We start from the raw sequence: 21638 nt of genomic DNA on the forward strand, positions 1-21638 counted from the left end.
CTAAAAAGATATTCAATCATGCCAAAGACCATTTCTTTCAACGAACTTCGCCGTATCAAGGACAGCCTGCCCGCGGGTTCAATACATGTGATTGCCGATAAGTTGAACATGACGGTTCAATCAGTGAGAAACTATTTCGGTGGTTCCAATTATGAATATGGCACCAACATGGGCGTGCACATAGAACCAGGGCCCGACGGAGGATATGTAATTCTCGACGATACCAAAATATTGGATATGGCTCAGGAAATACTCGAAAAGAAAAAAGTCTGAGTCACTCTGGTCGATGTCATAGAATGCATGGAACACCTCCCGCCTGGAAACAAAAACGGGAACAGAGTTCCATGCTTTTTTTAGTTTTATAATAAAATTTTGTTTTTAATGGCACAAAGCACTAACGATCCCAACAGACTCATAACACTGGCCATCCACTCCTACGACCGTGCTGTTATGCTCAAGAGGCAGCTTGCCGAGGCTGGCGTGCCAGCTGTGCTGCACAATGTCAATCTGCAAGAACCTTTGGTCTCGACGGGAGTGCGGGTGCGCATTCACGAGAAAGACCTGCCTCTGGCATTGAAGGTGGTGGAGAGTGAAACGGTACTGCCCAGGGGCAAGAAGCAGCATCGGTCGATGGGCAAAGTCCTGGTTCCGGTTGACTTCAGTGGCTACTCGCTCAAGGCCTGCAAGATAGGCTTTGCCTATGCCAAGCGCATTGCTGGCCAAGTCGTGGTGATGCATGCCTTCTCCAGTGAGAGTCATCGCTTTTTCTTGCCATTCGGCAGCGACCTCTATGGCAATGGCGACCAGGATGACAAGACCATGCGTGCCGCTGCCACATTGAAGATGAAAAACTTCAAGTCTCAACTCGAAAAAAACATCATGCGCGGCGAGGTTGCCAATGTTCCCTTTGATACCATCATCAGCGAAGGGCTTCCTGAACAATGCGTGTTGCAGTATGCCCAGAAGATCGACACTCCGCTCATCGTGATGGGCACTCACGGCGCCCACCAGCAGGAGCATGCCGCCATAGGCAGCGTTACGGCCGAGGTGGTCGACGAGGCAAAGTTTCCGGTGTTTACCGTTCCCGAAAACATGGCTCTCTCCGACCTTTCTCAGGTGAGGCATGTGGCGTTTTTCAGCAATCTCAATCCGCAAGACATCTTGTCGTTCGACACGTTTACCCGTCTGCTCGATATAAACGGCCTTGACATAAGCATCATCCCAGTAGTTGAAAAGAAAGATGCTGCCTATCTTGAAAAGGCCACGTCGCAACTCATGCAGTATTGCACCGAGCACTACACGCAGTGTCGCTTCAGGCTTGAGCCCATCACGCTCGACGACGACCTCGTGGCTTTGCAGCAGTATATGACCGATAGTCATGTCGACCTCATTGCTGTGCCCAACAGGAAGCGCAACATCGTGAGCCGTCTGTTCAACCCGAGTATTGCTCACAAGGTGCTCTTCCAGAGCGATGTGCCCATGATTGTGGTGCCAGTGTAAAGGGGAAATTTTTTTATAATAACACACGATAATACAACACACGATATTTTGAAACAACACATCATGAAACGTTTCTTTTATTTCATGTTTGCCGCCATTGTTGCGGCATCTACAATCACGACAACTACATCTGCCCAGGCCTCGACGGCCAAGGTGGCTCCCTTTTACAAGAACCCCAAGTCGGCCTATGCGCTCAAGATGCGCAGCACGCTCAGTGCACTCTCCAAGGGAGATTTCAATCGAGCCTGGACCGAGTATATGGCATTGGGTAAACTCATCGACAAGAGCGGCAACCGCCAGTCTTGTGTTGATGCACTCTATCCGCTCTACGACTTGGCTCAGGCCATGTTTGAGGCTCGTCCTGCTGGCTCAGAAACAACTGTGGCGTTGAAGCGTGACCCCTGGCAGGCAATGACTACCGTGCGCAATGTCTATGTCACAGGAGTGGGCATCGACAAGGCCAACGTGTTTCTTGCCGACGAAGAAATAGGGCTTTCGGTCGACATGATACGCCGCATGGTGATAAAGCAGCTCATGATCGACACCAGGCGCATGGGCACGGTCGAGGCCTACAGCAAGCTCATCGAGGTGCTCGATCCCTCCGACGCCGGCTACAACGAGGCGCGCAACCAGCTGGCAGCACTCGAGTTTGACAACACATGCACGACAGCTGCGGGTTGCCGCGAGTTCTTGCGCAACTATCCCGAGTCGCCCCTTGTCGGCAAAGCCAAGCAGCGAGCCATGAAGTTTGACTACGACGACGCGTGCAAGGCCAACACCTCGGCTGGCTGGAAAAAGTTTATAGCCGACTACCAGTATGTGCCTGGTGCCGAAGACCGCGTGTCGCAGGCCCGTGCCAGCCTTAAGCGAGTAGATGACGCAAGGTTGCTCTCGCGCACCGTGACACTTGCCGAGCTTGATGCCTATGTTGCCAGCAACCGTCGCGACATGGACAACAAGATTTTCACCGTCTACGACAACTTGATAAACTTGCCCACCCACAGTTATCGTTTCTTGAGTTTAAAACTGGGATTCGGTGGTGCTACGGGCAGGGTAGAGGAGACGGTTGTCGATGCCTCGGGCTCACGGTTTGTGAACCGTTACGTGTTCAACAAGCAAGGCTTGCTCGAGCAGGTGTACGACGGTCGCACCAAGGCCACCACCCGCTATACCTACGGGTATGATGCCGTAAAGGGGTTCTATCCCTTGTCGAAATCGGTGGGCAAAAAAACATTCAAGTATGAGTGTACCTACAACACATCCAATGGCCATATCACCAAGGTGCGCTGTGGCGACGGTACGAGCATGAGTTGCAGCTACGATGCTACCGGTCGTCTCACCGGCCGTGTCGAGATTGATGGCAAAGGCCGCCGTCATGTGGCAAGTTACCGTAGTGGCAAGATACGCAGTGAGACCACAGGCGACGTGTCGCTCAAGTTTGTGAAATACGACGGGGCTTTCCCCACTCAGATTGTCTCGCAAAACAGGGGCAAGACCTATGTGTGGACCTATGATTACACCCTCAACGGCAATGGGTTGTGGACCCGTGCATCGGCACGGCTCGACGGCAAGCCTCGGCTCACCATCACGCGTGCCTATTCTGAATGACGGCTATAGTGCGTTTTTTAATACTGCACTGCGGCTGTGAAGCGTGAGATAGCTTGTTTTGACCGCGAAGAGGACGATAGGCCGTTTCATTAGGTAGCCTAAAATGATTACCTTTGCAGTGCACTTATAATACAAAGTAAAGAAAAACATCATGACAGAACGCACACACACCTACATTGCTATCGACCTGAAGTCGTTTTACGCTTCGGTCGAGTGCCGCGAACGTGGACTCGACCCGCTGACGACCCACTTGGTTGTGGCCGACTCCAGCCGCACCGAGAAAACGATATGCCTGGCTGTTTCTCCCTCGCTCAAGGCCTACGGCATAGCGGGCCGTGCACGCTTGTTTGAAGTCGTGCAGCAAGTGAGGAAAATCAATTATGCACGCTTGCAGCAATCGCCCGAGCATCGTCTCACCGGGCGATCGGCCTTTGTTGCCGAGCTCGACAAGCATCCCGACTGGGCTCTTGACTATATCGTGGCTCCGCCCCGCATGTCGCACTACATTGCGTGCAGCAGCCGGATTTATCAGATTTATCTCAGGCGTATTGCTCCCGACGACATTCACGTGTATTCAATCGACGAGGTATTTATCGATGCTACGCAATACTTGGAGACCTACAAGATGACGGCGCATGAGCTGGCTCAGACCTTGATTCACGATGTGTTGCGCGACACAGGCATCACCGCCACAGCGGGCATTGGCCCTAACCTCTACCTGTGCAAGGTGGCCATGGATATCGAAGCAAAGCACATTGCACCCGATGAGCGTGGCGTGCGCATTGCCGAGCTCGACGAGATGACATATAGGCGCAAATTGTGGGACTTCAAGCCACTCACGAGTTTCTGGCGTGTGGGGCATGGCATCGCCAATCGGCTCGCCAGCTTGGGTATCGACACGATGGGAAAGCTGGCTCGCTTCTCGATCGACAACGAAGAAACGCTTTATCGCCTTTTCGGTGTCAATGCCGAGTTGCTTATTGACCATGCTTGGGGATGGGAACCTTGCACCATGGCTCACATCAAGGCCTACCAACCCGAAGCTCACTCGTTGAGCAGCGGGCAGGTGCTGCAATGTGCCTACGACTTCGACAAGGCTCTTGTGGTAGCTTGCGAGATGGCCGACGCCATGGCCCTCGACTTGGTGGCCAAGCACTTGGTGACTTGCGATATAGGCCTCACCATTGGCTACGACAGTCAGAACTTGACCATGCCCCTGGATGGAGCAGTCACTCACATGGGCACTGTGGTCTTCGACCACTATGGCCGCCTTGCGCCCAAACCAGCTCATGGCGCGGTGCGCCTGCAGAGTCTCACATCTTCGGCCAAGGCGTTGAGAGAGGCTACATCGCAATTGTTTCACCGCATCGTCGATCCCCGCTTGCTGGTGCGCCGGCTCTATCTCGTGGCTGGGCATGTGGTCGATGAGTCGTTGGCAGCACAGCACGACAACCAGCCGGCCCAGCTTGAGCTATTTACCGACTATGAAGCCATCGTGCACCACAAGACGGCTCAGAAGCGCTGGCTTGCCAAGGAACGTAAAATGCAGGAGACAGTGCTCGACATTAAGCGCAAATTCGGTAAAAATGCAATCTTGAGCGGATTGAATTTCAAGGACGGAGCTACCATGCGTGAGCGAAACTTGCAGATAGGAGGACACAAGGCATGACCGACGATTACGACGATATCATCAATTTGCCTCACCACGTATCGGCTGTGTACAAGCCCATGCCCTTGTTGTCGAGAGCCGCACAGTTTGCCCCCTTTGCAGCGCTCACAGGTTATGACGAGGCCATCGCCGAGGCAGCTCGATTTACCGATACACAGGTGTGTCTTGACGAGAATGCACGAGAGTTGCTCGACCGCAAGCTGGCCTTGCTGCGCGAGCACATTGATTGTGGCCCTCAACTGACTGTGACCTACTTTGTGGCCGACAAGAAGAAGCGCGGAGGCCGCTATTGCACGTTGACTGGCAAGCTGACCAAAGTCGACGATGTGAGGCGTGTGCTCGTGCTCGACAGCCGCATCGAGATTTCCCTGCAAGATGTGCTCGACGTGTCGTCGTCGCTGTTGCAGTTGTGACTGGGCGGCAAGTGTGTCGCTGTGCATGCACAAGCTGTCATAGAGTTGAAAGGGTCCAAAAATCAGGACACATGTGTCGTTTCCCATAGTGCGAGTGTATATTTTCACAAATTTTGCCTAATTTTGTAGCACCAAAAAAATATTAGAAGCATTGAGTAGAAAACGCAAAGAGTTGCCTGTAGTTGAAGGGCTTGAAATAACTAAGATAGCTGCCGAGGGCAAAAGCCTGGCAAGGTGGAACGATATGGTGGTGTTTATCCCATATGGGGCACCTGGCGATGTGGCCGATGTGAAAATCGACCGTAAGAAGCATAGTTTTGCCGAGGGTCACATCGTGAATCTCGTGAAACCGAGCGAAATAAGGATCCAGCCGTTTTGCGAGCACTTCGGGGTGTGTGGCGGTTGCAAGTTCCAGCACATCCCCTATGAGTATCAGCTTAAATACAAGCAGCAGCAAGTAGTCGATGCACTTGAGCGCATTGCCAAGGTCGACCTGCCTCAAGTCAATCCCATCTTGGGCTCGCAATGCACTACGGCCTATCGCAACAAGCTCGAGTTCACTTTTAGCGACAAGGAATGGCTCACTACCGAGCAGCTGCACAGTGGGGAGCAGTTCCCCGACCGCAATGCCGTGGGCTTTCACATTCCCAATGGCTACAACAAGGTGCTCGACATCAAAAAGTGCTGGCTCATGGATGACATCAACAACCAGTTGAGGCTCTTTGTCAAGCAATATGCACTGAGCAAGGGCTACACTTTCTTTGACATGCGCAACAACACCGGTCTCATGCGCATGATGATGATCAGGGTGGCCTCTACCGGGCAGCTCATGCTTGTCGTCGTTTTTGGCGAGCACGACGACAGTGCAATTGCCGATGTGATGAATGCTGTGCATGAGCGTTTCCCTTCAATCACCAGCTTGATGCACGTTGTGAACACCAAGAGAAATGACTCGCTGGGCGACCAGACTTTTGTGCTTGATTACGGCAAGGAGTATATCGAGGAGGAAATGGAGGGTCTCAAGTTCAGAGTCGGCCCCAAGTCGTTTTATCAAACCAATTCACGACAGGCCTACGAGCTCTACAAGGTGGCTCGCCGCATGGCACGGCTCACAGGCGACGAGCTCGTCTATGATCTCTATACGGGCACGGGTACCATAGCCAACTTTGTGTCGCGACAGGCGCGCAAGGTGATTGGCATCGAGTATGTGCCAGAGGCAATTGCCGATGCTAAGCTCAACAGCGAGGTAAATGGCATCGACAATACCTACTTTGTGGCGGGCGACATGAAAGATGTGCTCACCGACGATTTTATTGCTCAGCACGGTGTGCCCGATGTGATGATTATCGACCCACCTCGTGCCGGCATGCATCAAGATGTAGTGAATGTGATCTTGAATGCCGAGCCCAAGCGCATGGTCTATGTGAGTTGCAATCCGGCCACTCAGGCAAGAGACTTGCAACTGCTCGATGCCAAATACAAGGTGGTGGAGATTCAGCCTGTCGACATGTTTCCCCACACGCAGCACGTCGAGAATGTGGTGGCTTTAGAGCGCCGGTTTTAGTGCATCGTAGGTGGTGAGCTGGCTGTTGGCAAACCGATGGTCGCCTGTCACCTCCCTGCCCACAAAGGGTGGCAGGTTGAAGGTGTGATTCTCGTTAGGCACTTCAAGCTCGGCGGTGACCAGGCCTTCGAGCTGGCCGTGGAAGGTGTCGATTTCCCACCTTTCGCCTTCATAAATCACAATCGAGCGTGTCTTGGTGATGACAGGGCCTGGGCACAACTTGAGCAGTTGCCGGGCGTCATCAATGGGAATATTGTATTCAAACTCAGGGCGCGACATGCCTTTGCATGCTCCCTTGATGGTGAGAAAGGCTGTGTTGTCGACTGTGCGCACGCGCACTGTGCGACCGCTCTCTCTTGAGATGTAGCCTTGCACAATCTCGTGACTTTCGGTTGCCATCGATTGATAGGAGTAGTCGGTGACCAAATACTTGTGTTCGATCTCGGTTGCCATTTTCTGTAAAAAAACAATAAATTGCCAATAATCGTCGCTTCTCGACGCATGATGAAACGCATAAATTGCCTAACTTTGCGTTTCATTGCAAATTTACTTCTTTTGGGCCAATTGTGTACCCAAAAATGCAGCTAAAAAGATTAGATGACAAAGAGATTTTGGAGTTTAGCACTCTTCTTGATTATAATAGTTCAGCAGGTTTATTGCCAGTCGGCCTACATCACGGGCATCGTGAAAGACAGCCTGGAGAATCAGCCCATTCCTTATGCCTCGGTCTATGTCAAGGGCACACGGCAGGGCGTGATATGCAGTGTGGATGGTAAGTTCACTGTTGCAGTGCCCACGGCGTGGGCCACAATAAGGGTGCAGGCTGTGAATTACAAAACCAGGGAATTTGAGCTCAAGGCAGGCGACCGTGGGGTGATTTTGAATATGGAATCATCGACACGCACGCTCGACGAGGTGGTCATAAGAAAGCATCGCGAGCACTATGTGAAGAAAGGGAATCCGGCTGTGGCCTTTATCGAGAAAGTGCGTAGCCACATGAAGGATCAGGACCCCTTTGAAAAGCCATATTACAGTTATGACAAATATGAACAAATGACTTTTGGCCTCAACGACCTGGGGCATGTCGACAAGAACCTGATAATGCGTTCCTTCAAAGGGGCTGTCGAGTACCTCGATTCAAGCGAGGTCACCGGAAAGATGATTTTGCCCGTCTCGCTCAACGAGACCGTGAGCACCGATTATTTTCGCAAGTCACCTTCTACTCACAAGCAGCTCATCACTGCGCGACAGCATGCAGGCTTTGACGAGGACTTTGACTACATGAGCATCAAGAAATTTATGGACGATGCTTTCCGTGAAATCAATATCTATGGCAACGACATCAATTTCATGCAGAACCGCTTTGTAAGCCCTCTGTCTAAGATAGGCCCCAATTTCTACAAGTATTACCTTGTCGACACGGTTGATGTTGAAGGTGTGAAATGTGTTGAACTCGATTTTGTGCCCTTCAACACCGAGTCGTTTGGATTTATTGGCCGCATGTATTTTGCTGTCGACGACACGTCGATGTTTCTCAAAAAACTGTCGATGAACATACCTCGTCGCATCAATTTGAACTATGTGGAGCACGTGTATGTGACTCAAGAGTTTGTGAAAGGCGATGACGGGTGCCGCCACAAGACACACGACGATGTCACCATCGAGTTTAAGGTGTTGACCAACACACAAGGCCTCTATGCGCGTCGTAACACCTTTTATTCCAATTTTTCTACAGCTCAGCCTCGTGACATGGCCATCTTTGACATGGGCGGCGAGCAGATCGTGGCTCATGGAGCCGATCGTCACGACAAGGCCTTCTGGGTCGCTGCCCGGCCGGCTGGCATCAAGCACGACGAGGGCTACATGCATGCCTTGATGAAGAAATTGCGCAGCTCCAAACTTTTCTATTGGGGCGAAAAATGCATCACTACGCTGGCCCAGGGCTATGTCGCAACGGGAAATCCCAGTAAGTTTGACTTCGGTGCACTCAACACTTTTATCAATAGCAATGAGCTTGAGGGCTTCCGCATGCGTGTGGGCGGCATGACGACGGCCCATCTCAACCCTCACTGGTTCAGCAGGTGGCATGTGGCCTACGGTTTCAAGGATAAAAAGGTGAAATACAGCTTCAATCTTGAGTATTCCTTCAACAAGAAGCGGTATCACAGCATGGAGTTCCCCATACATTCTATCAAGTTCACCACCTCCTATGATCTCGACAAAATAGGTCAGAACTATCTGTACACTAGTCAAGACAATGCAGTGTTGATGATACGTCGTCATCGTGATGACAAAATCAACTATCTGCGCCTGAATCAGCTCGAATACAAGCTGGAACTGCCCAACGGCTTTTCGGTGGCAGCCGCGATTGAACACGACATGCATGAAGCAAGCCACTTGCTTCCTTTCGTTGATGGCAATGGACGCAGCTTTGCCCATTATCACGAGGCCGGATTCAGCGTGACCTTGCGCTATGCTCCTGGAGAAAAGTTCTACCAGACGCGCAGCTATCGCTTTCCCATCAATATCGACAACCCCATTGTCACATTGAAGCACACCTACATGCCCAAGCATTTTGTGGGTAACAACTTTGAAATCAACAAAACCGAGATAGGCTTGCAGAAGCGTTTTTGGTTTTCGGCTTGGGGGTATACCGATATTATTCTGAAGGGAGCCAAAATATGGAGCCGCGTGCCTTATCCTGAATTGTTGTATCCCAATGCCAATATCACCTACACGATACAGCCCGAAAGTTTCTCGCTGCTCAATGCCATGGAATATGTCACCGACCAAAACGTGCAGTGGGATGTGACCTATTGGATGAATGGAGCTATCATGAATTATGTGCCGTTGCTCAAGCGGTTGAAACTGCGCGAGGTGGTGTCGTTCCGTGGCATTTACGGCTCGCTGCTGAAGAAGAACGACCCCGTGCGTAATCAAGACTTGTACCGGTTTCCCGAGCGTGCCCACACAGTAGGGCTTGGGTCAAAGCCCTACATGGAAATTGGCGTTGGGCTCGACAATATCCTCACCTTTCTGCGTGTCGACTGGGTGTGGCGGTTGACTTACCGCAATGTGAAGGGCGTCGACAGGCAGGGGCTGCGCGTGAGTCTGCATTTTGCCTTTTAGTCGAGATAGCGGCTCGTGATGCCGCCGTAGGCTTCACAACGGCGGTCTCTCAGGAAAGGCCACCAGCGCCTCACGTTTTCGCATCGTTTCATGTCGATGTCGATCACTTGCTCGGTTTCCTGGTCTTGGGGAGCTTGATACAGCAATTCGCCCTGAGGCCCTGCAATGAAACTGCTGCCCCAGAAATCTATGCCATGGGTGGCATGCGAGGGGTCTTCTTCATGCCCCACGCGGTTGACGGCTACAAGAGGGATGCCGTTGGCCACGGCATGGCCACGTTGCACGGTGATCCAAGCCTCTCGCTGCCGCTGCTGCTCTTCGACGGGGTCGCTGCTTTCATAGCCTATGGCGGTGGGGTAGATGAGCATCTCGGCACCTTTCATTGCCATGAGGCGTGCTGCCTCGGGATACCACTGGTCCCAGCACACCATCACACCCAGCCGGCCCACCGATGTGTCGATAGGGGTAAATCCTAAGTCGCCGGGGGTGAAATAGAATTTTTCGTAGTAGGCAGGGTCGTCGGGGATGTGCATTTTTCGATACATGCCTGCTATGCTTCCGTCTTTTTCAAACACTACAGCAGTGTTGTGATACAGTCCTGCGGCTCTCTTCTCAAACAGAGAGGCGACCAGCACGATATGGCATTGCCGTGCCACGGCCGAGTAGGCCTGGGTGCTGCAGCCTGGTATGGGCTCGGCCAGGTCGAAGCAGTTCACATCTTCGGTTTGGCAAAAGTAAAGAGAGTTGTGAAGCTCTTGCAATACAATGAGTTCGGCCCCTGCTGCTGCCAGTTTTTCTATCTTTTCGATTAAACGCTTGCGGTTGCTGTCAACGTCGGCAATGTTGTGTTGTTGTATGATACCTAATTTCATAATTTCAATGTGTTGTGCGGAATCTGCATCGTCACGCAATGCAGCGACCCGTGTTGCTTGATGAGTGAGGTGCAATCGATACCTGTAGCTGTGCGGCCGGGGAAGGCTTGCTGTAATGTTTCGAGAGCTTTGGTGTCGATGTCTTCTTGGTTGTAGGTGGGCACAAGTACCTGCCCGTTGGTAACCAGAAAATTGGCATAGGTGGCAGGCAGGCGACAGCCTTTCTCGTCATAAATGGGGCGCGGAAGGGGCAACTCAACGAGCCGATAGGGTTGTCCCTCGCTGTTGCGGGCTGCTGCCAGCTCTTTTTTCATCTCGTCGAGACTGCGTGCCTGGGCATCATGCTGGTCTCCAGCGCCGTTGTACACGATGACATTGCCAGGGGCAAACCTTGCGAGCGTGTCGATGTGCCCGTCGGTGTCGTCGCCTGCAACCATGCCGTGCTTGAGCCAGATGATGTGCTTGGCGCCGAGAGTGGCTTTCAGATACTGCTCGATGTCGGGCAGCTGCATTTTCTCGTTGCGGTTGCAGGCAAGCAGGCAGCTTGTGGTTGTCATCAATGTGCCGTTGCCATCGCTCTCTATTGAGCCTCCTTCAAGCACGAAGTCGTGGCAGTCTACTACCGGCTGGTTGAAAATGTGGTGTGCGTCAAGCTGCCGCACAATTTGATTGTCTTTGTCGGCGGCATATTTCATGCCCCAGGCGTTAAACTTGAAGTCGATGGCCGTCGTGTGCCCGTCGACACTCACGGTCACGGGACCAAAGTCACGGGCCCATGTGTCGTTGGTGTCGATGCAATAAAAGTGCACCTGGTGTGGTGCATGGGCCATTATGCCAGCCATGTCGGCCTTTGCCTGCTCCACGTTGGGTGTAACCACAATTAAGTCCTCACAATCCAGGATGTGCCTGGCTATCTGCTTGTAGCATGCTACAGTTTCTTCCAGGATGTAGTCCCAGTCGGTGGCGGCATGGGGCCACGCAATGAGAATGGCATCTTGTGCCACCCATTCGGCAGGTAGATTGATGTCTTTATTTATGTTATTCATTTAAATTTTCCCATATCGAGTCACGTGAGTCGATGAGCTCGTCGATATAATCTTTGTACCCTGTTTTTAAATCATATCCATTGGCTTCGCACCACTCTTCATAGTCGCCTTTCAACGTGTCGTCACACTCAAGCATGTTGGCGAATTCTGCATCGACCTTGCTTGCAATGCTCAACTGATCAAGCAGAGTCCTTAATATGTCGGAAATGTCATTCATGATGAAAATATTGTAAGACCGTTTTGTTGTTACTTTAATCAGGCCAAATTTAAGAAATTCTGTCAAATTCACAATGAATCACATGTAAAATTTACACTCAATTGTGTAATGTTTTTTGCGCTTTATTAAATAATAGTGCTAACTTTGCAGCGACAATTCAACATAAATTAACACAACGATGAATTCTGTCATTAAAATACTATTAGGAGTACTGATACTTTTGGTTGCAACATCTTGCAGCGACAACCGAAACATGGAGAAGATGATTCCAAGCAACGCCACAGGTGTAATATGCATCAAGGTGCCTAATTTCATCAAAAAGGCGAAGCTCGACAAGGGTGGTGACTGTGTTCTACCTGACCAGCTCAAAAGCGTCATCGACAAGCACGACGGATCGCTCATGAGCGAAGTGATGAGCGACCTGCCCAAATCGGGACTGGATTTTGGCGACAATGTGTATTTCTTCTACAGCCAGGGTACTTTTAGGTATGTGTGTCTGGCTACACTCGACGATGCCGATGCGGCCAAGCAACTTTTGGAATATCGCACTGGCGGTAAATTCAAGCAAGTAGACGATGTGGATTACTTAGGTTATCAGGCCTACTCGTTTGTCATCGACGACGATGTGCTTCTGATAGGTCGTGACAACTATGTGGCCGACGAGAAAGCGCGTACCGATGCAGCAAGGCTCATCTTCAGCAAGACGCAGCGCAGCATTCGCGATGTCGACGACATAAAAGATTGTATCGACCGTGACAACGACATCAATGCTTACTTCGACATAAAGGGCTTGAATGCTATGTTGCAGGCAATACCCAGTTTCAAGAATGCCATGCAGCAATATCCATTCTTGTCGATTATTACCGACTCTGATATCAAGGCCTTTGTGATGGGAATGAAATTTGAGGATAATGGCGCCAGTTGCACTGCGCAAATCAAGGCCGATGCCCACAGCGACTACGTCACCTTGTTGAGTGCAACACTTGCCAAGCCCGACAATGAGTTTCTCAAGGGTATTCCCAGCTCGATGAAATACCTCTTCTCGGTGAGTGTGAAGGGTGAGAAGTTTGTACAGCTTGACCAAATAAGGAAGAGCATCAACCTGTTGAGCAACTTGCCCTCGATGGACAAACTCGATGTGCGGGGCATTGTAAGGTCGATCGATGGTCCCATAGCTTTTGCCATGGCTCCAAGCTTTCTTGCTGGCGACAGCAATGCCACTTTTATCGACGACTGGAACATGGCCATTGCATTTAAGTCGACACATCCCCAGCTTGTGGTGAAGTCTATTGTGAAATTTGCCGACGAGATGGGACAGCCCGACATGCTGAAAGACGGCAAGCATCTTTTCAACTACCAGGGCATGCCCGTTCTGGTGTGGGCCGAGGGCTCGACTGTGTGTGTGACCCGTCTCGACCACGAGTTGGTGGAAGGTAGCTTTTACGATTCTTCGGCCGACTTGAAAGACCGTTTTGCTTCATCGCCCATAGGGTTTTATGTGCAGTCGGATGTAGACAGTACCAAGGGGTTTTTCAACTTCGGCTTCAAAAATGCCACCCAGGGCGATGGTTTGTTCTACACAGCGCATGAGCACGACATTCCTGCATTGACCTTTATCGAGATTTTGTGTACAATGGATCCCGTTCAGACCTACGACGATGATGACTACGTCGACACTTACTGACGGGCAGGGCTCGCGATAGCGCGCGCACAGCAACGTCGCAGTATACAACAACGGGGGCTCGGTCAAGAGAGCCCCCGTTGTTTATGTAGTGTCGTGTTGTAACTTTGGAGTCGTGTTTATTTAACCCACATTGCAGATATGTCTCATGTAACTGATTGATTCTCAGTATTGGCATTTTTTTGAGGGTGGCTTTGGGTATACCACGGATTTTCTGGACTTCCAGTCTTTGGAGAGGTGGTAAAAATGATCGACAAGCAAAAAGTGAATGAACTGGCATTGGAACACAAGGCCAATATGCGAGGTGTATCGAAGACGCTGGCAGATAGAGACGCTTTATCGACGTCTGAAGCAAAACTTCCCCTTGAAGTATTTACTTGGAGACAATCAGAATGCTATGCGGATCCAGATATGGGTTAGTATGATTGCATGGCTGTTGATGCAGGTCATAAAGAAACAGGTAAAGCGCAAATGGAGCCTGTCAAATCTTATGACATCAGTCCACATTCTGATAAACTCCTACATCGGTCTCTACGATTTTCTTAATGTGCCGGAAGCACAGTGGGTCAGAGTCGTCGAAAAGAGGCGAAAGATCCTTGACGAATCTTGGGCGAACTCCTTATTTGGAGACATGAGGGGGACCAATTTAGAAAATCAGAAGTCGATAACTCATTTACAGCAAGTTACAGAGGGGGAAATTGTAAATCTGAAGTTTTATCGGACAGCAATAGTTTGCGGTCTTTCTTTCATGGGCGTATATGATTAAATTGCGGTGCAAAGATACGAATAAAAATCATAAGTTGTGTCAGTCTGATTTAAACTTTATTGTATTTTATACATTATACTCAAAAAGTATGATTATTTATTGATTATGGCGTTTTAGCTGTAACAATGGGTTTTTATAAAAAAAGTATAATAGTATGATTAGTATGATTTGCAATCCAAGAAATTTTCATACCTTTGCAGTTGAAATAACAGAATAAGGCCATCCGACCATAATTGCAACAACCAACAACATATTGATTATGGCAAAGATAGGTTACATCATGGCAGCCGCCCACTATGACAAACTGGAGGAAGACCGACAGTGGATGCAGGAGTATGGCTGTGTGAAGATCGTCGTAGAGAACGATGCTGACGAGAAGAGCCGTCAGTTGTGGAAACAGCTGATGATTGCCCTGGAACGCGGCGATGAGCTTGTCATCAGCAAAGGAAGTGTGATGATGAACAACCCCAATGAGTTATCAGAACCTGCGACAGGATTCTATTGCGGCAACGATAGCAATGCAAAGGATGCAGTCAGGGAAATCCTTCATGATTTTGGATGGACAGACACTTTCGACATGGGCGATATTTCCATGTCTCACTACACTGAAATGTTAGGTGCATTCTGGGTTCCTGTATTCGGACAGTTGAATACTATGCACTGGGGGTTCAGACTTGTCAGGTAATGTTTATGTATCGGGTGATTTCAATCAAGTAAATTCCAATTTAGCAAACAGAAACAAATATGAAATACCGAGACACTGACCATCTTTCTGCTTCTGTTGGCAACAGTGTTATTTCGCTATATATAAATAAGGTATTATTCCAGAAGCATGAATAAAAGAAAACATTTGAATATCTGCCTCGACATGAACTATCATCAAATACTTGAGAATATTTACATGGACATCCGTCCATATGCACAAGTGGGCAAGCAAGCCGACTACATTCCCGCTCTTGCCTCGGTAGACCCCGACCAATTCGGCATCTGCATCAACACACTGCAAGGCGATGAATATGCACTGGGGCAAGCCGACACGCGTTTCTCCATACAGAGCATCTCTAAAGTGTTCAGTCTTGCCTACTGCATGAGCATCCTTGGCGATAATATATGGCTGCGCATGGACAAAGAGCCATCGGGCACTGCGTTCAACTCGCTCATACAACTAGAACTTGAGAAAGGCTATCCACGTAATCCCTTCATCAATGCCGGGGCCATCGTCATGTCCGACATTCTGCTCAGCCACCTCTCACATCCCCGCGAAGACTACATCGCCTTCATCCGCGAGATCAGCCACAACGACACCATCAACTACAATGACGTGGTGGTGCGTTCTGAGGAAAGCCAAGGATACCTCAATGCGGCCATTGCCAATCTGCTGAAGTACTACCACAACATCGACAACGACATCGCCGACGTTCTGCATTTCTATTTCCTCACCTGCTCCGTTGAAATGAGCTGCAAAGAACTGTCGCAGGCATTTCTGGCCTTTGCCAACCATCGGCAGTCGTTCGACTATCATGGTGTGAGCCTCACCTCATCGCAAGTGAAGAGAATCAATGCCATCATGCAGACCTGTGGCTTCTACGACGAGGCTGGCGAGTTCTCCTACCTTGTAGGACTACCCGGAAAAAGCGGTGTGGGCGGAGGCATCGCCGCCATTTATCCATCCCGCTATTCCGTAGCGGTATGGAGTCCGCGACTCAACGAGAAAGGCAATTCGGTCATGGGAATGAAAGCACTTGAACTACTCACCACCGAAACGGAAGAGTCTATTTTCTAAGAGTGGATTGTGTTTTCTAGCATAGAACTCGCTCATGTGGGCGGATTCCATAAGCAAGTGCAAAGTTAGGCTATTTTTTCTTTAATCATGTCTTTGGGCTTGCGAAATCCGTTTTTCTTTCTTGGCCTGTTGTTTAATTTTTCGATAATGCTCTTGACATATATCCTTGAAATACCCCTAAAGTCCGTCTTCTTCGGAATAGTTCAAAAACACGGCTGCGGACATAGGGAGCGATACGGCGATTGCCCGGTGTCCTTGCCTTACGCCGTTTGACTTTCAATACGGCCGTACGTGCGTCATAAACGCCTTTAGCATTAGAATTACGCCTTCGCTCACGAGAAACCGTGCTTACTGACACACCAATAGTCTCGGCTATGAAACTAAGTGAGAATTTCTTTTGGAGTAGCACACTTATTGTGTATCTTTGCTCCGAGGTTAATTGTTTATACATTGCAATACAAAATTAATTAATCTTAGGGAGGGGAACGAAGGTTCTCCTCTTTTTTTGTATTGCTTAAGTTATCCGCAAATGCTCTTTGGGGGCTTCGCGCCCCCAGCCGCAAGGCAAACCTCCGCGGTGTTTTTCATGGGTTAATGCACCCCACAGAGTTTTGCACTTCTAATTGAAATTAGCAATCATCCGCTGCAATGTAGGTTAAACAGGCTTTCGGCTTGTGCAAGTGTATCGGGCTTGCCCACATCAAGCCAGGTGTAGTCTTCTCTGGGTTGATAGCCATGAATGGCATGCTTGCCGCACTCGTCAACATAGAAGGGGGTGATTGAAAACACACGTTCTCCGCGTGCATAGTCCTCAAGCAAAGGAAAAATTTTGGGCGAAATCATGTGAATGCCTCCAAATGCCAGCTCGTTGTACTCTCCTGGCTTGTAGTTGAAACCTTTGGGCTTGGTTTCACCTGTTTTCTTGTTGATCCACCCCCGCAACTGGTTGGTGTTGTCAAACAGCAGGTACCGTTGTGTGACACGGGGCTTCACGAGAATGGTCGATAGGGTATCGCTCTGCTTGGCATAGTCGTACATTGCCTTGAGGTCGATATCGGTCAGAATGTCGGCATTGTGAACCAAAAAGGGCTCATCGTCGCCTTCCAGAAATTTTCTTGCCTTGAGCAGGCCGCCGCCAGTGTCGAGCAGCAAGTCGCGCTCGTCGCTGATGTGAATGTTGAGCCCGAAATTGCTCTTTTCTTCAAGAAATTTCACAATCTTGTCGCCAAAATGGTGTATGTTGATTGTGATGTCGTCAAAGCCCGACTCGGCTATGTGAGTGATTACTCGCTCAAGCATGGTCTTGCCGCCTACGGTCACAAGTGCCTTGGGGCGGTCGTTGGTGAGTGGCCGCAGGCGTGTTCCCAAACCTGCGGCAAAAATCATTGCTTTCATGGGGGTGTGCAACTCATTTTTGGGCAGGGCTGAACACCTGCTCTATATTCTGCTCGCGATGCACGAGCTCTACTTTCACGTTGAATTTCTTGTGTATGTGCTCGGCCATGTGCTGGGCGCAGTACACCGATCGGTGCTGGCCACCCGTGCAGCCAAAACACACCATCAGGTTGGTGAAGCGCCGCTCGATATAGCGCTTTACCGATGCGTCGACAAGTGCATAGCAATGGTCGAGGAAGGTGAGAATCTCGCCGTCGTCTTCCAGAAACTTTATTACAGGTTCGTCGAGGCCTATATAGGGCTTGTAGCGGTCGTACTTGCCTGGGTTGTTGCATGCGCGGCAATCAAACACATAGCCGCCGCCATTGCCCGAGGCATCGTTGGGGATGCCTTTCTTGTAGGCAAAACTCATGACTTTCACCGTGAGCATGTGTTTTTGTATCTCGTCGGTAAATTGCGACATGTTTACAAGATTGTTGAGCACTTGGTTGAGATAGGGGTATTCTTCGTAGGGGTGCTTGAGCAGTTCACGCAGGTTGTTGATTGCAAACGGCACGCTCTGCATGAAATGAGGTTTTTTCTCGAAGTAACCTCTGAAGCCATAGGCACCCAGCACCTGTAACGTGCGGAAGAGGACAAAATGCCGCAACTGGCGGTGGAAAGCCTCGTTGTCGACAGTCATGTATTGTTTTAATTCCTCGATATATACTTGTATGAGCTCCTCTCGCAGGCTTTGCGGGAAGTTGGCTTTGGCCTGCCACAAGAACGATGCCACATCGTAGAAGAAAGGCCCCTTGCGGCCACCTTGAAAGTCGATGAACCACGGCTCTCCGTCTTTTATCATCACGTTTCTCGATTGGAAATCGCGATACATGAAGGTGGAGTTGCCACTGCGCAGCAACACATCGCACAGCTTGTGGAAGTCGTCTTCGAGCTGCCCCTCGTTAAACTCCAGCCCGGTGGCTTTCAAAAAACAATATTTGAAATAGTTCAAATCCCAAAATATGCTTCTCGCGTCAAAAGCACTGGCTGGGTAGCAGTGGGAGAAGTCCATGTCTTGTGCACCCACAAATTGGAACTTGCACAATGCCTTGATGGTCTTGGCGAGCATTTGCTTCTCGTCTTCGCTGAACACACGGGTCTTGCGACCCTTTTCCATGAAATTGAACAATATGGTGTCGCCCAAGTCCTCTTGTATATAGGCCATGTGGTCGTCGCTTGCTTCCAGAACTCTGGGCACTGGCAACCCTTTGCCTACAAAGTGCTTGTCCATGTAGAGGAAAGCCTCGTTTTCTTCCTTGATTTCTCCCAGCACGCCTATGATTGAGCGTTGGCCCTTGAGCCTGAAGTATCGGCGGTTGGAGCCCGATGCGGGCATCTCAATCACTTCGACTGGGTAAGAGCCCACTACATTCTTGTATAATTCTTTTAAAATGTCAGAATTCATGTTTTCTTAAATTTAAAGAACGAGCAAAGTTAATTTAAAACGAGAATACTCGCAAACATAATTATTAAAATTCTGATGTGAAGTGGAATTTGATCTTGGGGAAGTCCTGTTGCGCAATCGACAGCACATAGCTGCTGTCGGCCAGAAACACATCGCGCCCCTCGCGGTCAAGTGCCATGAACTGGTGCTTGCGGCGCTTGAATGCCTCGAGGGCCTCATCGTCGTCGCTCTCTATCCAGCAGGCTTTGTACAGGTGCACGGGTTCCCAACGGCAGCTTGCTCCATACTCGTGCAGCAATCTGTACTGTATCACTTCAAATTGCAGCTGCCCCACGGTGCCTATGATTTTGCGATTGTTGAACTGGTTCACAAAGAGCTGGGCCACGCCTTCGTCCATGAGCTGCTCGATGCCCTTGTTGAGCTGCTTGGTCTTCATCGGGTCGGTATTCTCAATATACTTGAACATCTCGGGCGAGAAGCTGGGCAGCCCCTTGAAGTGAATTTTTTCACCCTCGGTGAGCGTGTCGCCTATCTTGAACACTCCGTTGTCGGGCAGACCCACGACATCGCCGGGATACACCTCGTCGATGATTTCTTTTTTCTGTGCCATGAAAGCGGTGGGGGCGGTGAAGCGCATCTGCTTGTCGCTACGCACGTGATAGTAGTATTGATTGCGGTGAAACACTCCCGAGCACACTTTCACAAAGGCAATACAGCTGCGGTGGTTGGGGTCCATGTTGGCTTGTATCTTAAACACAAAGCCCGTGAACTTCTCTTCGCCAGGTTCCACCACACGCTCTACGGCCTGTGTGGGCTGAGGCGAGGGGGCAATGTGGATGAAGCAGTCGAGCAATTCTTTCACGCCAAAGGTGTTGAGCGCCGAGCCGAAGAATACTGGAGCCAAGTGGCCGTCGAGATAGTCGAGCTCGTCGAAGGGGGGGTACACACCGTCGATGAGCTCGATGTCGTCACGCAGCTTTTGGGCATCGTCTTTGCCCACCACCTCATCGATGTGAGGGTCGTTGATGTCTTTGATTTCCATGCGTTCAGTCACATGTTGCTTGTCGGGCTTAAACAGGCTCAAGTCATGCTCATAAATGTTGTACACGCCTTTAAATTTTGCCCCCATGTTGATGGGCCAGCTCAACGGGCGCACCTTGATCTTGAGCTCGTTTTCGAGTTCGTCGAGAATGTCGAACGGGTCGCGCCCCTCGCGGTCCATTTTGTTTACAAAGATAATGACGGGAGTGTTGCGCATGCGGCACACCTCCATTAGTCTCCTTGTTTGTTGCTCAACACCCTTGGCTGCGTCGATCACAATGATCACGCTGTCGACAGCTGTGAGTGTTCTGAATGTGTCTTCGGCAAAGTCCTGGTGGCCTGGAGTGTCGAGAATGTTGATTTTGAATCCTTCATATTCAAAGCCCATGACCGATGTTGCCACCGAGATGCCGCGTTGCTTTTCGATCTCCATCCAGTCGCTTGTCGCTGTTTTCTTTATCTTGTTGGACTTGACTGCACCGGCTACATGTATTGCACCGCCAAAGAGTAGCAACTTCTCGGTAAGTGTCGTTTTACCGGCATCGGGGTGCGAGATGATGGCAAATGTGCGTCGTTTCTTGATTTCGTCAGTTAAATTGGCCACTGTGTATTGTATTGTTAGATGTGATTATTCGTTATGAGTTGTGATGCGTGCGATGCAGTGGGCAAGGCTGTCGACCCAGTAGGGAATTACTGTGTTGAATGTTGCTTTAAACTTGCTCTTGTCGAGCACGCTGTAGTGAGGACGGTGAGCGCGTGTGGGGTACTCCTGGGTGCGGCAGGGCAGTACTGTGCAGGTTTCGATACCTGCCAGGCGGTGTATGGCCTGGGCAAAATCATACCATGAGATAGCTCCCTCGTCGCTGAAGTGGTAGATGCCGCTGTGCCATGCGGGAGCATCAATGACGATCATGACTGCTGCGGCCAGGTCCTTGGCATAGGTGGGAGTCCCCACTTGGTCAAAAATCACCTTGAGCTGCTTTTTTTCATGGCCTAAATTGATCATTGTTTTCACAAAATTGTGCCCGTAGGGAGAATACAGCCACGCCGTGCGCAGTATTACACTGTCGGGGGCAATCTCCAGGAGTTGTTTCTCTCCTTTGAGCTTTGTCTCGCCGTACACCGAGACGGGGCATGTCGCGTCGTCCTCGCGGTAAGGCCTGAAGTTCTCTCCATTGAATACGTAGTCGGTAGAGATTTGCACCATCTTGGCACCATGATTGTGGGCAGCTTCGGCAAGCAAGGCCACGGCATGGGCGTTGAGCCTTGCACACAGCTCGGGGGCGTCTTCGGCTTTGTCGACTGCGGTGTAGGCCGCACAGTTCACCAAATAGTCAACTGTGTGATTGTCGAAGAACGAATCTACATCGCCTTTAGAAGTGATGTCGAGCTCGTTGACGTCGGTGAAATAGGCGACAACATCCTCTCGGCGGGTCAGAATGTTTCTCATCTCGTTGCCAAGTTGGCCGTTGGCGCCTGTGACTAATATATGTTTTGACATAGCGCG

20 protein-coding genes and 1 pseudogene are annotated in these 21638 nt (G+C 50.3%); 12 read left to right on the plus strand and 9 right to left on the minus strand.

The window, feature by feature from the left end; genetic code table 11:
* The first annotated feature begins 18 nt into the window (after positions 1–18).
* The 6 genes from GF423_RS13680 to rlmD all read left to right on the plus strand — a co-directional run bounded on the left by GF423_RS13680 (position 19) and on the right by rlmD (position 6754).
* A complete protein-coding gene (locus GF423_RS13680; RefSeq protein ID WP_154328879.1) occupies positions 19–273 on the plus strand; it encodes a DNA-binding protein in 255 nt (84 codons plus the stop codon).
* A 108-nt stretch (positions 274–381) separates the two neighbouring features.
* Positions 382–1500, plus strand: a complete 1119-nt coding sequence (locus GF423_RS13685; protein WP_154328880.1) for a universal stress protein — start codon at positions 382–384, stop codon at positions 1498–1500.
* 63 nt (positions 1501–1563) lie between these two features.
* Positions 1564–3108, plus strand: coding sequence for a hypothetical protein (locus GF423_RS13690; protein ID WP_154328881.1), 1545 nt, complete (start codon positions 1564–1566; stop codon positions 3106–3108).
* Between the two features lie 151 nt (positions 3109–3259).
* Entirely contained in the window at positions 3260–4777 is a 1518-nt protein-coding gene (locus tag GF423_RS13695; protein WP_154328882.1) for a Y-family DNA polymerase, read from the plus strand.
* The gene (locus GF423_RS13700) at positions 4774–5190 is read left to right on the plus strand and encodes a YolD-like family protein (protein WP_154328883.1); all 417 of its coding nucleotides are present in this window, start codon (positions 4774–4776) and stop codon (positions 5188–5190) included. Before GF423_RS13695 ends, GF423_RS13700 begins: the two co-directional genes overlap by 4 nt.
* Before the next feature lie 151 nt (positions 5191–5341).
* Positions 5342–6754: a 23S rRNA (uracil(1939)-C(5))-methyltransferase RlmD gene (gene rlmD, locus GF423_RS13705; protein WP_154328884.1), complete on the plus strand. Its 1413-nt coding sequence runs from the start codon at positions 5342–5344 to the stop codon at positions 6752–6754.
* Here the strand turns inward: rlmD and GF423_RS13710 are convergent.
* Positions 6737–7207, minus strand: coding sequence for a CYTH domain-containing protein (locus tag GF423_RS13710; protein ID WP_154328885.1), 471 nt, complete (start codon positions 7205–7207; stop codon positions 6737–6739). The two genes, rlmD and GF423_RS13710, sit on opposite strands and share 18 nt — an antisense overlap.
* Before the next feature lie 144 nt (positions 7208–7351).
* Here GF423_RS13710 and GF423_RS13715 point away from each other — a divergent pair, with 144 nt between their 5' ends.
* Positions 7352–9883: a DUF5686 and carboxypeptidase-like regulatory domain-containing protein gene (locus tag GF423_RS13715; RefSeq protein WP_154328886.1), complete on the plus strand. Its 2532-nt coding sequence runs from the start codon at positions 7352–7354 to the stop codon at positions 9881–9883.
* On the opposite strand, the gene GF423_RS13720 is transcribed toward GF423_RS13715, so the two are convergent.
* From GF423_RS13720 to GF423_RS13730, 3 genes are read right to left on the minus strand one after another with little or no spacing between them, the layout of a single operon-like run.
* On the minus strand, positions 9880–10755 hold the full coding sequence (locus tag GF423_RS13720; RefSeq protein WP_154538270.1) for a carbon-nitrogen hydrolase: 876 nt from the start codon (positions 10753–10755) through the stop codon (positions 9880–9882). The two genes, GF423_RS13715 and GF423_RS13720, sit on opposite strands and share 4 nt — an antisense overlap.
* Complete coding sequence (locus tag GF423_RS13725) at positions 10752–11801, minus strand: agmatine deiminase family protein (RefSeq protein ID WP_154328887.1); 1050 nt, start codon at positions 11799–11801, stop codon at positions 10752–10754. Before GF423_RS13725 ends, GF423_RS13720 begins: the two co-directional genes overlap by 4 nt.
* Positions 11794–12018, minus strand: coding sequence for a hypothetical protein (locus tag GF423_RS13730; protein WP_154328888.1), 225 nt, complete (start codon positions 12016–12018; stop codon positions 11794–11796). The genes GF423_RS13725 and GF423_RS13730 overlap by 8 nt, the downstream gene beginning before the upstream one ends.
* Positions 12019–12271: 253 nt before the next feature.
* Between GF423_RS13730 and GF423_RS13735 the strand changes: the two genes are divergently transcribed.
* From GF423_RS13735 to GF423_RS13750, 5 genes are all read left to right on the plus strand, one after another.
* Positions 12272–13702, plus strand: coding sequence for a DUF4836 family protein (locus tag GF423_RS13735; RefSeq protein ID WP_206113290.1), 1431 nt, complete (start codon positions 12272–12274; stop codon positions 13700–13702).
* A gap of 243 nt (positions 13703–13945) precedes the next feature.
* Positions 13946–14119: a hypothetical protein gene (locus GF423_RS14235; RefSeq protein ID WP_235911727.1), complete on the plus strand. Its 174-nt coding sequence runs from the start codon at positions 13946–13948 to the stop codon at positions 14117–14119.
* Positions 14046–14465, plus strand: a complete 420-nt coding sequence (locus GF423_RS14390) for a hypothetical protein (protein WP_394367036.1) — start codon at positions 14046–14048, stop codon at positions 14463–14465. The genes GF423_RS14235 and GF423_RS14390 overlap by 74 nt, the downstream gene beginning before the upstream one ends.
* 259 nt (positions 14466–14724) lie before the next feature.
* Positions 14725–15150, plus strand: a complete 426-nt coding sequence (locus tag GF423_RS13745; RefSeq protein WP_154328891.1) for an NAD(P)-binding domain-containing protein — start codon at positions 14725–14727, stop codon at positions 15148–15150.
* Between the two features lie 183 nt (positions 15151–15333).
* A complete protein-coding gene (locus GF423_RS13750; RefSeq protein ID WP_154328892.1) occupies positions 15334–16248 on the plus strand; it encodes a glutaminase in 915 nt (304 codons plus the stop codon).
* A gap of 184 nt (positions 16249–16432) precedes the next feature.
* On the opposite strand, the pseudogene GF423_RS14395 reads toward GF423_RS13750, so the two are convergent.
* From GF423_RS14395 to rfbD, 5 genes and pseudogenes are all read right to left on the minus strand, one after another.
* Positions 16433–16699: pseudogene (locus GF423_RS14395) on the minus strand (helix-turn-helix domain-containing protein); the annotation flags it as partial.
* A gap of 185 nt (positions 16700–16884) precedes the next feature.
* Positions 16885–17643, minus strand: a complete 759-nt coding sequence (locus GF423_RS13760; RefSeq protein WP_154328893.1) for a nucleotidyltransferase family protein — start codon at positions 17641–17643, stop codon at positions 16885–16887.
* A gap of 13 nt (positions 17644–17656) precedes the next feature.
* Positions 17657–19090, minus strand: coding sequence for a RapZ C-terminal domain-containing protein (locus tag GF423_RS13765; RefSeq protein ID WP_154328894.1), 1434 nt, complete (start codon positions 19088–19090; stop codon positions 17657–17659).
* 64 nt (positions 19091–19154) lie between these two features.
* Positions 19155–20735 carry a peptide chain release factor 3 gene (locus GF423_RS13770; protein ID WP_154328895.1) on the minus strand — a complete coding sequence of 527 codons (1581 nt, stop codon included), beginning with the start codon at positions 20733–20735 and terminating at the stop codon, positions 19155–19157.
* A 24-nt stretch (positions 20736–20759) separates the two neighbouring features.
* Positions 20760–21632 carry a dTDP-4-dehydrorhamnose reductase gene (rfbD, locus tag GF423_RS13775; RefSeq protein ID WP_154328896.1) on the minus strand — a complete coding sequence of 291 codons (873 nt, stop codon included), beginning with the start codon at positions 21630–21632 and terminating at the stop codon, positions 20760–20762.
* Between the last annotated feature and the right edge of the window lie 6 nt (positions 21633–21638).

The organism is Sodaliphilus pleomorphus (assembly GCF_009676955.1).
GTDB classification, from domain to species: Bacteria; Bacteroidota; Bacteroidia; order Bacteroidales; family Muribaculaceae; genus Sodaliphilus; species Sodaliphilus pleomorphus.